This is a genomic window from Streptomyces sp. ICC1, from assembly GCF_003287935.1.
In the GTDB taxonomy this organism is placed as follows: Bacteria; Actinomycetota; Actinomycetes; order Streptomycetales; family Streptomycetaceae; genus Streptomyces; species Streptomyces tritrimontium.
The window spans coordinates 3,052,865-3,065,653 of sequence record NZ_CP030287.1; the positions used below are offsets into that span (position 1 = coordinate 3,052,865).

Consider the following 12,789-nt stretch of genomic DNA (forward strand, 5'->3'; position numbering starts at 1 on the left):
TCGAGGACACGTCCGGAGCAGCGAGCCGTGTCCCACCGGCCTAAAATGGGTCTGTCACAGCATTAGGCGAACAAGGCATGTCCGATGGCTTGTAAGGGCCTCGACAGGGTCCTTCGATCGGCACGGGAGGCGTGATGACCGTATCCCCCGACGCGACGCCGCAGCGCAGGCAGAGCGATGCCGAGGACGTCCTCAAGCAGCTGGGAGGCTCGTGGCACTGGGCACTCGGTTTCGCCCTCGCAACCTTGATCCCGGGCATCCTGGTACTCGTCTGGCCCGACGAGACTCTGCACATCCTGGCTGTGATCATCGGTCTCCAGCTCCTGGTGGCCGGCGGCTTCCGTTTCGTCACGGCCTTCTCGCACAGCGACGACGGGGGCGGCAGCAGACTGGCGGGAATCCTGATCTCCATGCTGGCATTCCTGGCCGGTGTCCTGGTTCTGCGGCACCCGATGCAGACGATCGGCGCGCTGTCCCTGATCGTCGGAGTGTTCTGGCTGCTGACCGGCGTACTCACGGCGTACGTCGCGATCGCCGACCGTGCGCTCGTGCACCGCGGCCTGCTCTTCGCCCTGGGCGCCCTCGGCGCCGTCGCCGGAATCGTGGTGCTCTGCTTCCCGGTGGACTCCGCGGTCGCCCTGACGCGACTGCTGGGACTGTGGCTCGTCCTGCTCGGTGTCTTCGAAGTGGTGATGGCCTTCGCACTGCGCTCCGCCACCCGACAGATCACGCCCACGCGTTCAGGGTGAGTGCCGGTGGTGACAGGCTCGCGCTCCGGAGCGCACAAGCCCATTCCTGAGGGGAAGCATGACGGACCTCAAGTTCGAGCAGAAGCGCTTGCTGTCGCGTTTTGAGGCGGCTGACCAGCTCACGGCACTCGCAGCCATGCTGAGGGAAGGGCCCGACAGCGACGTCGCAGGCGGTCGCCGCAGGCACGGAGGCCCCGAAGCGGAAGACGGCGTCCGCCGCCAAGCCCCGTCACAGCAGCACTGGCACCAATGGGGGCAAGAGCACGAAGCGGTCCGCCACGAAAACGCCGTGAACCGTGGCGCGAGCCTCGGGCCCCGTGGCGTCCGGTTCGGATCCGAACATCCGAACCCAAAGCGGTCCTGGCCCACCCGGCCGCGGAACCAGGGAGGCGATGGCCCGGCTCCTGGTCGCGGCTGCGGCGTGCAACCTTGGGCTACAGCCCAAGGTTGCACGCCGTCCATCAGCGACGCTCGTGCTTTGCGTCGCCTGCTGGAGGCGTACAGGGCGTGGCCGCCACCGACAGGGGGCCGGTTGCGGCCGGCCCCCCGGGTCACGTGAGATTCAGATGCGCGAGGTCGTCCGCGTACTTCTTGATGAAGACCGGGGAAAGCCGCGGAATCTCGCCCGTCCGGCCGAGGCGTGCGCTCTCCACGGCGGCCTGGAAGCGAGCGGACGGGATGGCGGATCCGCTGATGACGTCCTCCGGGGTCCGGTGTGCGTCGAGGAGCGGAAGGATCGAGTGCTTGCGCTGCGTTTCAGGGGCCGCGCGCAGGGCCGTCTCGAACCGGGTGAGCCAGTCGTCGTAGTCCTCCACGCGGTCGATGCGGTGACCGGTCTCGTTCAGCCAGTCGACGAAGGTGTCGAGCGAGATGCCGTCGTCGTGCGGGTTCACCAGGCTGTACGTCCGGTATCCCGTACGTGCCGCACCGCCCAGGGTCACCACGGCCTCGGCGGTGAAATCGACGGGAAGGCCGTCGTAGTGCGCGCGCCCGCGATCCTCCGTGCTGTCGGTCGCGTAGAAGGAGCGCGGTGCGATTCCCGTGATGATGAGGCTGAGCAGCAGCCGCGTGAACATGTCGGGGACGTTCAGCTGTCCCGCGTAACCGGTGTGCGCCAGGATCATGTTCGACCGGAACGTGGTGACCGGGAGGCCGTGCAGCTCGTGCGCCTCCCGCAGCAGCACCTCGCCGGCCCACTTGCTCGTCGCGTAGCCGCTGGCGTAGCCGTCGTCGACCGGCTGGTCGGGAAGTGCCAGGCGGACGTCGGCGTCCTCGTCCAGGGGCCGGTCGCCGGGCAGGGAGGCCGCGACCGCCACGCTCGAGATGTAGGTGAACGGCTTGAGCCGGCCCGTGAGCCCCAGGCGGATGAGCTCGGCGGTCCCCACCACGTTGGCGTCGAACAGGTGGTTGTAGGGCAGGACGTGGTTCACCAGGGCGCCGGCGTGGACGATCCGGTCCACCTCGCCGGCCAGTCGCTGCCACACCTGGTCGCCGAGACCGAGCTGGGGTTCCGCCATGTCGCCGGCCATGACCTCCAGGTGGTCGGCGGCCAGGTCCTGGAAGGTACGGGCGGGCTCGCCGTCCTCGCTGCCGAAGGCTTCGGCGAGCCGCGCCAGTGCCGCGGCGTCGTCCGTTCCGCGCACGACGCAGATCAGCTTTCCGCCCACCGGGGCGAGCCGCCGCAGCCATTCCAGGCAGAGGAACCGGCCGAGATAGCCGCTCGCGCCCGTGAGCAGCACGGTGTGCGGTTCTCCGACGGATCGGGTGAGGGACCGGGCGCCGGCGAGCGTCTCCTCGTCGATGAACCTCTCCAGGGTGAGGTCCTTGGCGTGGACCCGGGAGCTCCCCTCCGTGTGGACCGATGCGAAGCTCACCCGCGGCGGCCCGGCCGCGAGCTTCTCCTCGACGTAGCCGGCGAGTCGCCGCAGGTCGGTTCCGCGGCTGATGATCACGTCCACGGGGACGCGGACGCCGAAGATGTCGTGGAGGAGATCGGAGAAGGTCACCGCGGACATGGAGTCCCCGCCGATCTCCCGGAAGCGCGTGTCGGGGCCGATCCCGGACGTCGCGGTGGACAGCAGCGCCTGCGCGGCCCGCTGGACGGTCTCCAGTACCGGACGGTCCTTGCCGCTGCGGCGCACGTCGCGCAGCTCGTCCTTCTCCCTGGAGGCGATGGCGGAGTACGTCTCCTCGAGGGCCTGCCGGTACTTCCGCAGGAGTTGGGGGCGCAGCAGCTTGCGGTGGTCCGAGAGCAGGCCGTTGCCCTGGCCGAACGGCTCGGTCTCGATGAGGAAGTCGCGCGGTATCTCGTAGGAGTTCAGCCCGACCTCCTGCGCGATCTTCTGGAACGACTCTCCGAGCAGCTTCTTGAGCATCGTCTCGTCGTCGCCGCACTGTTCGAGGGCGTCCGCGGTCGGGACGACGACCGAGAGCAGATAGGACCGCTCGCTGTTTCCGTACACGAATATCTGCCGGACCAGCGGGCTGACGGCGAATACCGCCTCCAGGCGTGAGGTGGCGACGAACTCGCCCTGCGACAGCTTGAGCACGTTCTTGCGCCGGTCCACGACGACGTGGCGGCCCGGCTCGACTTCCGCGACGATGTCGCCCGTCCGGTAGTAGCCCTCCTCGTCGAAGATCTCCGCGTTCAGTCCGGGTCGGTTGTAGTAGCCGGGCACCATCGCCTCGGTCTTCAGGAGGAGTTCACCCCGGGGGTGCGGTGAGTCTGTTGTGCGGTAACCGAGTTCGGCGACGTCGATGAGTTTGTAGTCGGTGACCGGGGGCCGCAGGAGCTTGCCGTCGACCGAGACGGCGGCGGCCTCGGTGGAGCCGTAGATGATGTGCACCTCGATCCCCAGCAGGGACTCGGTGAATTCCTTCAGTTCGGCGGAGAGCGGAGCGGACCCGCAACTGGCCCACCCCACGCGGCCGCCGAGGACGTTCTCGCGGATGTCCTTCTTGACTTCCGTCTCGACCTGCCCCAATTCCACGTCGCCACCCCTGGCCAAACGGCGGTCGAGCTCGCTCTGGTACTTCTGGAAGAGCATTTCGCACACGCGCGGTACCAGCGACATCTCCGTGGGCCTCGCCAGCGCCATGTCATCGAGGAAGGAGGACAGATCGCTGTTCGCGGTGAAGTACGTGGTACCGCCGCGGGCCAGCGTGTTCTTCAGCGAGGAATGCCCGGCGACATGGCTCATCGGCATGTAGTGGAGATTCGCCGCGTACTCGTCGGAGAACAGCTGCGACCAGGCGCCGCCCCACATGGCCCGGGCCAGCCGCTCGGTGTACATGGCGCCTTTGGGGGTTCCCGTGCTGCCCGACGTGTAGATGAGCATGGCGAGAGGGTCGGCGTCGCCCTGGGGATCGAACAGCGGCGCCTCGGGAAATTCGGCACCTCGCGCGCGCAGGTCCCGCAGGAGCTCGACGCCCAACTCGCGCCCGTGCTGCGCCAGACGGTCCCGGGCAGCCGCGAGCCTGGCGGACTGGTCGTCCACCGCCGGCTCGTAGTCGAACAGCACCAGGTGCTGCACCGACGGGTTCCCCAGGGCCAGTTCGACCGCGGCGTCCAGGCGCTCGATGCTGGTCGCGACGATGACCGGCTCGGTCTCCTCGACGATCTCGTTGAGCTGTGACACCGAGGAACTGGTCTGGAGGGGAACGCCGACCGCACCGAGATGGGCACAGGCGAGATCGACCGTCGTGTAGTCGACACTGGCGAATCCGAGGATCGCCACCCGGTCCCCGGCCCGCACCGCGTACGCGTCGCCGTGCTGCCACGCACTGGCCACGGCGCGGACGCGCAGCCACAGTTCGCCATAGGTGGTCATGTCGTATCGCGGGAGCAGGCCGATACGGGTGCGGCCCGTGTCGGGTTCCTTCACGAGCTCCCTCGCGCGTTCCCCGAGGGCGGGGCGATCGGCGTACTTCTCCATTGTCTCGGCCATCACTCGCGCAAGTCGCATGATGAATCTCCGTATCGCATAACTGGATTACGCCAAGTATTGACGTCGGACGCTCGAAGCCGGACGAGCGGGGAATCATCCGCACGGGGTGCGGTCGGCGGATTCCCTCCCCCTCGTCCAGGGCGCGCCGTGATGCTAAGCACGGGCGAACCACAGCTCTGAGCCCAGGAGCCGCAATCCATCAGGTCGGCCCCGCGCGGCCCGCCGAATGGCATGACTCGGCCCCTGCCGACGCCCCACCTGACGGACTATGTTCCGCCGCGTTGCCCGCCTGCCGCCCCTGCCCGAAGAGTGGCACTCGTCCGAGAGACGGTCCCGGTCGGACGGCGCTGAGAGAAGCGCCGATTCTCCACCCTGAGCACCGGACAGACGGCTCAACGCCCCGGAATCTCCAATGGATTTCGTGCCGGAAGGCACTCTCCGGTCGAAAGCCGCCGACGGGTACGCGAAGTCGCCGAGTGCATCTGTATCCGCACCCGTATTCGGACCCGTATCCGCACCTTGCGCCTGCATTTCCGGGCGACTCGGCGCATCACCAGGTCTGTCGACAGCCGGACCGATCGTGTCCGGCCAATTCGAGGGAACTCAATGATCGACATAGTTTCTTACCTCCGTTCCATGCCCGCACTCCAGCAGCCCGGATGGGAAGACCATCCGGAACTCGAAGCGGTCCGCACGGGCCTGAGCCAGATGCCCGCCCTCGTGGACGCCGAGGCCGCACAGCGGCTGCGGTCCCTGCTCATGGAGGCCGCGGCCGGCCGGCTCCAGATCGTCCAGGCCGGCGACTGCGCGGAAGACCCCGCGGAGGCGACTCCGACGGACGTCAGGCGCAAGGGCGCCCTGCTCGACATCCTCGCCGGGACGATGCGACTGGCCTCCGGACTGCCCGTGCTGCGGGTCGGCCGGATCGCCGGACAGTTCGCCAAGCCCCGGTCCTCACCCGTAGAGACGGTGGACGGCCGTGAACTCCCGGTCTACCGGGGCCACATGGTGAACCGTCCGGAGGCCCACGCTGATCTGCGACGTCCGGACCCCCGGAACCTGCTGTCCGGGTACCGTGCCGCCAGCGACATCATCCACTTCCTGGGCTGGCGCGGCACCGAGAGCAGGACGGACCTCGACGCACCGGTCTGGACGAGCCACGAGACGCTGCTGCTCGACTACGAACTGCCGCTGCTGCGCCGTGAGTCGGACGGATCGCTGCTCCTGACGTCGACCCACTGGCCGTGGGTGGGGGAGCGGACCCGGCAGCTCGACGGCCCGCACATCGCACTGCTCGCCGCCGTCTCCAACCCGGTCGCGGTCAAGGTCGGGCCCACCATGACGCCGGACGAGCTGCTGGCCCTGTGCGACCGCCTCGACGCGCAGCGCCAGCCCGGCCGGCTCACGCTCATCGCGCGGATGGGTGCGAAGCACGCGGCCGCCACACTTCCCGCACTGGTCAAGGCGGTTCACGACGCGGGACATCCCGTGCTGTGGCTCTCGGACCCCATGCACGGCAACACGGTCAGCGGCCCGGACGGGACCAAGACCCGGTTCGTGAAGACCGTGGTCCAGGAGGTCCTGAACTTCCAGGAGGCCGTGACGCAGAACGGCGGGGTGGCCGCCGGGCTCCACCTGGAGACCACTCCGGAGGCCGTCGTCGAGTGCGTGCGCGACGAAGGCGAGTTGGGGCGCCTCGGCGAGAAGTACCTGAGCTTCTGCGATCCGCGGCTCAACCCCCAGCAGGCGGTCGAGGTCGTCGAGGACTTGGCCGTGCGGGCCGGCGGCCGGCGCGCCCAGCGGCCGCCTAACCCCACCCCCGGTGCCCGTGCCCCTGCTCGATCCCGGCTCCGATCCGGGGCGCGCCGCCGACCGGGGGCCCGCGGTGTGGCCGCGGCCGCGGTCCATGGCCGCCGACCCGGCGCGCGAGGTCGCCTTGGGCGCGGAGGCCGTGCTGGTGCTGCCCGCCGGAGCGGACCCGTACGCCGCCCAGGTGGTCCGGGACGCCCTGCGCGGGGCGGGCGTACGGACCCTGCACGAGCGGGCCGACACGGACCCGCTGCCCGCGCGGATCCCCGTCGTACGGCTCCAGGGCCCGGGCGCGGAACGGGCACTCGAGCAGCTGGGCGCGGCCGCGGCCGGCGATCTGCCGGCCGGCGGCTACCGGCTGGCGGTGGGCAGGGCCGAGGGCCGGGAGACGGTGGCACTGTCCGGCACGGGCGAGGACGGGGCGTTCCACGCGGCGCAGACACTGCGCCAGTTGCTGGCCCGGGGCGGCGGGAAGGTCCCCGGGGTGCTGGTGCGGGACTGGCCGTCCGCGCCCGTGCGCGGGATCACCGAGGGCTTCTACGGGACTCCCTGGACGGCCGGACAGCGGCTCGCCCAGGTCGAGTTCATGGGCCGCACCAAGCAGAACCGGCTGCTGCTCGCGCCCGGCGACGACCCGTACCGGACCACGGACTGGCGCCGGGACCACCCGCCGGCGCAGGCCGCCGAGCTGCGCACCCTGGCGGAGCGGGCGCGCGCCAACAAGGTGGTCCTCGCGTGGGCCGTGGCTCCGGGGCAGTCGATGTGCCTGTCCTCGGCGGCCGACCGGGCGGCGCTCGCGCGCAAGGTGGACGCCATGTGGGACCTCGGATTCCGGGCGTTCCAGGTGCAGTTCCAGGACGTCAGCTATACGGAGTGGGGCTGCCGGGCCGACCGCGAGCGGTACGGCAAGGGCCCGGAGGCGGCCGCGCGGGCGCACGCGGAGGTCGCGGGCGAGCTGGCCGCGCACCTGGCCGGGCGCTACCCGGGGGCGCCCGCCCTGTCGCTGCTGCCGACGGAGTACTACCAGGAGGGCGCGACGGCCTACCGGACGGCGCTGGCCGGGGCGCTGGACGAGCGGGTCGAGGTGGCGTGGACGGGGGTGGGCGTCCTGCCGCGCACGATCACCGGGCACGAGCTGGCCGGGGCGCGCTCCGCGCTCGGGCACCCGCTGGTCACGATGGACAACTACCCGGTCAACGACTGGGATCCGGGCCGGATCTTCCTCGGCCCCCACACGGGCCGGGACCCGGCGGTGGCGGGCGGTTCGGCGGCCGTGCTGGCCAACGCGATGCCCCAGGGCACGCTGTCGCGCATCCCGCTGTTCACGGCGGCGGACTTCGCCTGGAACCCGCGCGGCTACCGGGCCGCCGAATCGTGGGCGGCGGCCGTCGCCGAGCTCGCCGGCCCGGACCCGGGGGCCCGGGAGGCGCTGGCCGCGCTGGCCGGGAACAACGCCTCCTCCGTCCTGGCCCAGCCGGAGTCGGCGTACCTGGCACCGCTGGCCGAGGAGTTCTGGCGGGCGCGGGGCGCCGGCGACCCGGCGGCCGCGGACCGGCTGCGGGCCGCCTTCCGCGTCCTGCGCGAGGCACCCGCACGGCTGCCGGACCTCGCCGGCGAGGCGGGGCCCTGGCTGTCGCGGCTCGCGCGCTACGGGAGCGCCGGTGAGCTGGCCCTGGACGTCCTGCAGGCCCAGGCGCGGGGGGACGGGGCGGCGGCCTGGCAGTCCTCGCGCGCCCTGTCTGCCGCCGTCAAGGCGCTCTCGGAGAGCGCGGCCGGCGACGTACGGGTGGACAAGGCGGTGCTGGACCCCTTCCTCGCCCGGGCGGCGGCCGAGGCCGACGCGTGGACGGGAGCGGCCCGGGAGGCGGCGGGCACGGTCGCCGAGGCCGCGGACTCCTGGACGCTCCGGCTGCCGGCGGCCCGCCCGGTCTCGGTCGTGACCGTCATGACCGACCCGCTGCCGCCCGGGAGCCGGGGCGCGGCGGTCGAGGCGCACGTGCCGGGCGAGGGCTGGCGCAAGGTCGCCGAGGCGGCGGCCTCGGGCTGGACCCAGGCGGACATCGGGGGACTGCGGGCCGACGCGGTCCGGCTCGTCTGGTCGGGTCCGGCTCCGGCCGTGCACGGCGTGGTCCCGTGGACGGCGGACGGCCCCGAGGCCCGCTTCGAGCTGGCCGACACCGTGGACGCGGAGATCGGCGGGCCGGCTCGGCCCGTGCGGGCCTCGCTGTCCCCGCTCCGCCCCGGGGAGGTCCGCGGTCCCCTGTCCGCGGCGCCGCCGCAGGGGATCGAGGTCCGCCTGCCGGCCACGGCCGCGGCTCCGCGCGGCACGACGGTCGCCCTCCCGGTGGAGGTCGCGGTCGCGGCCGGCACCGCGCCGGGCACCTACGAGGTCCCGGTCGCCTTCGGCTCCGAGACCCGGACCCTGAAGGTGCGCGCCTTCCCGCGCACGGGGGGCCCGGACCTGCTGCGCCGCGCCCGGGCCTCGTCCTCGGCGGACGAGACCCCGCAGTTCCCGGCCTCGGGCGCGCTGGACGACTCCCCGACGACCCGCTGGTCGTCCCCGGCGGTGGACGGCGCCTGGTGGCAGGCGGAACTGCCGGCCCCGACCCGGGTCGGCCTGCTGCGCCTGCACTGGCAGGAGGCCTACCCGTCCCGATTCCGGGTGGAGACCTCCGCGGACGGCGTGTCCTGGCACCCGTCGGCGACGGTCGCCTCCCGGGGCGGGCTGGACACGGTCCACCTGGACCCGGCGGCGCCGCCGGCCCGTTTCGTGCGCGTCACGTGCGAGGCCCGCGCGACGCGGTTCGGCTGCAGCCTGCTGCACGCGCAAGCCTTCGCGTCGACCCCGTGACCGGAGCCCCAGGGTCCCGGGCTCCGCAGGCCCGGGCTCCGCAGGCCCGGGTCGGGGTCAGGGTTGGGGTCGGGCCGGTCAGGAGGCCGCGGCCGCCGGGACCCCGATCCGGTCCAGCGCGTCTTCCGCCCCGTACGGCTGGAGGTACGGCATCCAGCACGGATCCCGGTGCCCCGTCCCGATGATCCGCCAGGCCAGCCCGGACGGCGGAGCCGGCTGGTGCCGCAGGCGCCAGCCGAGGTCGACCAGGTGCCGGTCGGCCTTGACGTGGTTGCAGCGGCGGCACGCGGCGACGACGTTGTCCCAGGCGTGCTGCCCGCCCCGGCTGCGCGGGATCACGTGGTCGACGCTGGTGGCGACGGCCCCGCAGTACATGCAGCGGCCGCCGTCCCGGGCGAACAGCGCGCGGCGGGTGAGTGGAACGGGCCCCCGGTAGGGGACCCGCACGAAACGCTTGAGCCGTACCACGCTGGGCGCGGGGACGGCCCTTGTCGCGCTGTGCAGAAAGGCGCCGGATTCTTCCAGGGAGATCGCTTTGTTCTCCAGGACGAGGACGAGCGCGCGACGGAGCGGTACGACGCCGAGGGGCTCGTACGACGCGTTGAGGACCAGGACGTGCGGCACGGACTGCCTCCTTGTACGCCGGCGGCGCGTGGCTCGCGCCGGGACGATCTGCTTTCCAGTCTCCCCTTACGGCTGGTCGAAGCGCCACCACGCGCCCGTAACGGGTCCGAGGTGTTTTCGACCACACCGGGTTTCATCCCCACGTGAGTCTGGTCTCTCCCTCGAACAGGGCAACAAGGCGGGTCGAGTGCCCCGTTAGGGTGGATGGTCTGCCCGCACCACCCTTCCGCGGGCAGGACGCTACATCTGGAGGTACCCCGCCGTGCCCAGGCCTGCCGCCCTGCCACCCCTCGCAGCCGACACCCCGGACGCGTCCCAAACGATCAGAGACACCCACGAGAACGTCACGAACGCGGCCAGTTTCATCGAGGAGAACTGGGCCGGATGGCTGTACCTGGGTCTTCGGATCCTGCTCATCCTGGTCATCGCCTTCGCCCTGCGCTCGGTGGTCCGCAAGTCCCTGACCAAGCTGATCACGCGAATGAACCGCGGCGCGGAAGCCGTCGAGGGCACGGCCCTGGGCGGTCTGCTGGTGAACGCCGAGCGGCGCCGCCAGCGCTCCGAGGCGATCGGCTCGGTCCTGCGGTCGGTGGCCTCGTTCCTGATCCTCGGCACGGCCGGCCTGATGGTGCTCGGCGCGCTCGACATCAACCTGGGCCCGCTGCTGGCGAGCGCCGGTGTGGCCGGTGTGGCGATCGGATTCGGCGCCCGGAACCTGGTCACCGACTTCCTGTCCGGCGTGTTCATGATCCTCGAGGACCAGTACGGCGTCGGCGACAAGATCGATGCCGGGGTGGCTTCGGGCGAGGTCGTCGAGGTGGGGCTGCGCGTCACCAAGCTGCGCGGCGACAACGGTGAGATCTGGTACGTCCGCAACGGCGAGATCAAGCGGATCGGCAACCTCAGCCAGGGCTGGGCGACGGCGGCCGTGGCCGTGCAGGTCAAGCCGACCGAGAGCCTCGCCCGCATCCGCGAGGTGGTCCAGGACATCGCCGACACCCTGGCCAAGGAGTCCCCGTGGGACGAGCGCCTGTGGGGTCCGGTGGAGGTGCTGGGCCTGGACGAGGTGCTGCTGGCCTCGATGACGGTGTCGGTCTCGGCCAAGACGATGCCGGGCCAGCAGTTCGCCGTGGAGCGCGAACTGCGCTGGCGCATCAAGGAGGCCTTCGACCACACGGGCATCGGGATCGTCGGGGGCCTCGCCGCGGCCGACGAGGACGAGGCGCCGGCCGATCCCTCGGCCGCCGTCGCCCCGCCCTCGGCCCTGGCGAACCCGGCTTCCCCGCAGTCCCTGGCGACCGTGCCGATCCCGCCGCCGGCCGTCGGCGGGCCGGGCTCCGGCCCCCGGATCTCCAAGTAGCACCCGCCCCACGCGTGCCCCGCTGCCCCCGCAGGCTCGACCTGCGGGGGCAGCGGTGGTTGTGGCCGGACGAGAGCACGGGCGCCGCCATTGACACGACTCACACGCTGATAGGAAACTTACCTAACAGTTCACCTCGGTGAGGGAGAAAACACCCCATGCCCGCCGCCACCCCCGGTACGCCCAGCCTGTTGCGCGCCCTCAACGACCGGGCCGCGCTCGAGCTCCTGCTGACGCACGGTCCGCTGTCCCGGACCCGGATCGGGCACCTCACCGGACTCTCCAAGCCCACCGCCTCCCAACTGCTGGCCCGCCTGGAGGCCGCCGGGCTCGTCGTCGCCACCGGCACCGCCACCGGCCGCCCCGGCCCCAACGCCCAGCTCTACGCGGTCAACGCGCGGGCCGCGCACGTCGCCGGACTCGACGTCACCCCGGGCCGGATCCTCGCCTCCGTCGCCGACCTGGCAGGCGAGGTGATCGGCAGCCACGAGCTCCCGTACTCCGAGGGCACCGGGCCGGTCGCCCAGGTCACCCGCGCCCTCGGCGAGGCCGTCAAGGACGCCGGGCTGCACCTCGGCGACATCCACCGGGTGGTCATCGCGACCCCCGGCTCCTTCGACCCCCGCACCGGGGTGCTGCGCTACGCCGACCACCTCGAGGGCTGGCAGTCCCCCACCCTCCTCGACGAGCTGGCGGCGGCCCTGCCGATGCCGCTCGAATACGAGAACGACGTGAACCTCGCCGCCGTGGCCGAGCAGAGCCTCGGCGCCGCCCGCGGCCACGAGGACTTCGTCCTGCTGTGGAACGAGGAGGGCCTCGGCGCCGCCCTCGTGCTCGGCGGCCGGCTGCACCGCGGCTGGACCGGCGGCGCCGGGGAGGTCGGCTTCCTGCCGGTCGCCGGCCACCCGCTGGTCCGCCAGGTCACCCGGGTCAACTCGGGCGGCTACCAGGAGCTGGCCGGCGTACAGGTGCTGCCGGCGATGGCGGCCCGGCTCGGCATCGAGGCGCCGCCCGCCGCCGACGCCGGCTCCGGATCGGTCCACGGAGCCGTGCACGGGGCCGAGTCCGGGGCGGTGGTCGAAGCCGCGGCCGCGCTGCTGGCCCAGGCGGCCGCCTCGCCCGAGGGGGCCCATCTGGAACTGCTCCGGGAGTACGCCACCGCGCTCGCCACCGGCCTCGCCTCCCTGGTCGCCGTACTGGACCCCGAGGTCGTCGTGCTCTCCGGGGCGCTGACCATCGCGGGCGGCGAACCGCTGCGCGAACTCCTCGAAGCCGAGCTCGCGGACCTCGCCCCCTCCCGGCCGCTGCTGGTCACGGGCGAGGTCCGGGAGCGGCCCGTGCTGCGCGGGGCGTTGGAGCGCGCCCTCGCCGCCACCCGTGACGAGGTCTTCGACACCTCGCGCCGCTGACCCGCGGCCCCCGACGCCCCACCCGCACCGCACCGCACGT

The 12,789-nt window shown here is 72.2% G+C and carries 6 protein-coding genes and 1 pseudogene; 5 read left to right on the forward strand and 2 right to left on the reverse strand.

The window, feature by feature from the left end; all coding sequences use genetic code 11:
- The first annotated feature begins 134 nt into the window (after nucleotides 1–134).
- Nucleotides 135–749: a DUF308 domain-containing protein gene (locus DRB96_RS14500; RefSeq protein WP_112448840.1), complete on the forward strand. Its 615-nt coding sequence runs from the start codon at nucleotides 135–137 to the stop codon at nucleotides 747–749.
- Between the two features lie 551 nt (nucleotides 750–1,300).
- Here the strand turns inward: DRB96_RS14500 and car are convergent.
- Nucleotides 1,301–4,729, reverse strand: a complete 3,429-nt coding sequence (car, locus tag DRB96_RS14510) for a carboxylic acid reductase (RefSeq protein ID WP_343234699.1) — start codon at nucleotides 4,727–4,729, stop codon at nucleotides 1,301–1,303.
- A gap of 603 nt (nucleotides 4,730–5,332) precedes the next feature.
- On the opposite strand from car, the pseudogene DRB96_RS14515 reads away from it, so the two are divergent.
- Both DRB96_RS14515 and DRB96_RS14520 read left to right on the forward strand, forming a co-directional pair.
- Nucleotides 5,333–6,445, forward strand: a pseudogene (locus DRB96_RS14515) (3-deoxy-7-phosphoheptulonate synthase); the annotation flags it as partial.
- A gap of 73 nt (nucleotides 6,446–6,518) precedes the next feature.
- Complete coding sequence (locus DRB96_RS14520) at nucleotides 6,519–9,356, forward strand: beta-N-acetylglucosaminidase domain-containing protein (protein WP_239516566.1); 2,838 nt, start codon at nucleotides 6,519–6,521, stop codon at nucleotides 9,354–9,356.
- A gap of 78 nt (nucleotides 9,357–9,434) precedes the next feature.
- On the opposite strand, the gene DRB96_RS14525 is transcribed toward DRB96_RS14520, so the two are convergent.
- On the reverse strand, nucleotides 9,435–9,980 hold the full coding sequence (locus DRB96_RS14525) for an HNH endonuclease (RefSeq protein WP_112448843.1): 546 nt from the start codon (nucleotides 9,978–9,980) through the stop codon (nucleotides 9,435–9,437).
- Nucleotides 9,981–10,302: 322 nt separating this feature from the next.
- Between DRB96_RS14525 and DRB96_RS14530 the strand changes: the two genes are divergently transcribed.
- On the forward strand, nucleotides 10,303–11,340 hold the full coding sequence (locus tag DRB96_RS14530; protein ID WP_112453418.1) for a mechanosensitive ion channel family protein: 1,038 nt from the start codon (nucleotides 10,303–10,305) through the stop codon (nucleotides 11,338–11,340).
- Nucleotides 11,341–11,498: 158 nt separating this feature from the next.
- Nucleotides 11,499–12,749 carry an ROK family transcriptional regulator gene (locus DRB96_RS14535; protein ID WP_112448844.1) on the forward strand — a complete coding sequence of 417 codons (1,251 nt, stop codon included), beginning with the start codon at nucleotides 11,499–11,501 and terminating at the stop codon, nucleotides 12,747–12,749.
- Nucleotides 12,750–12,789: the final 40 nt, after the last annotated feature.

Bases quoted from the DNA above. Each gene is read 5' to 3' on its own strand.
- DRB96_RS14535 (WP_112448844.1), top strand. From the start codon at position 11,499: ATGCCCGCCGCCACCCCCGGTACGCCCAGCCTGTTGCGCGCCCTCAAC.
- DRB96_RS14500 (WP_112448840.1), top strand. From the start codon at position 135: ATGACCGTATCCCCCGACGCGACGCCGCAGCGCAGGCAGAGCGATGCC.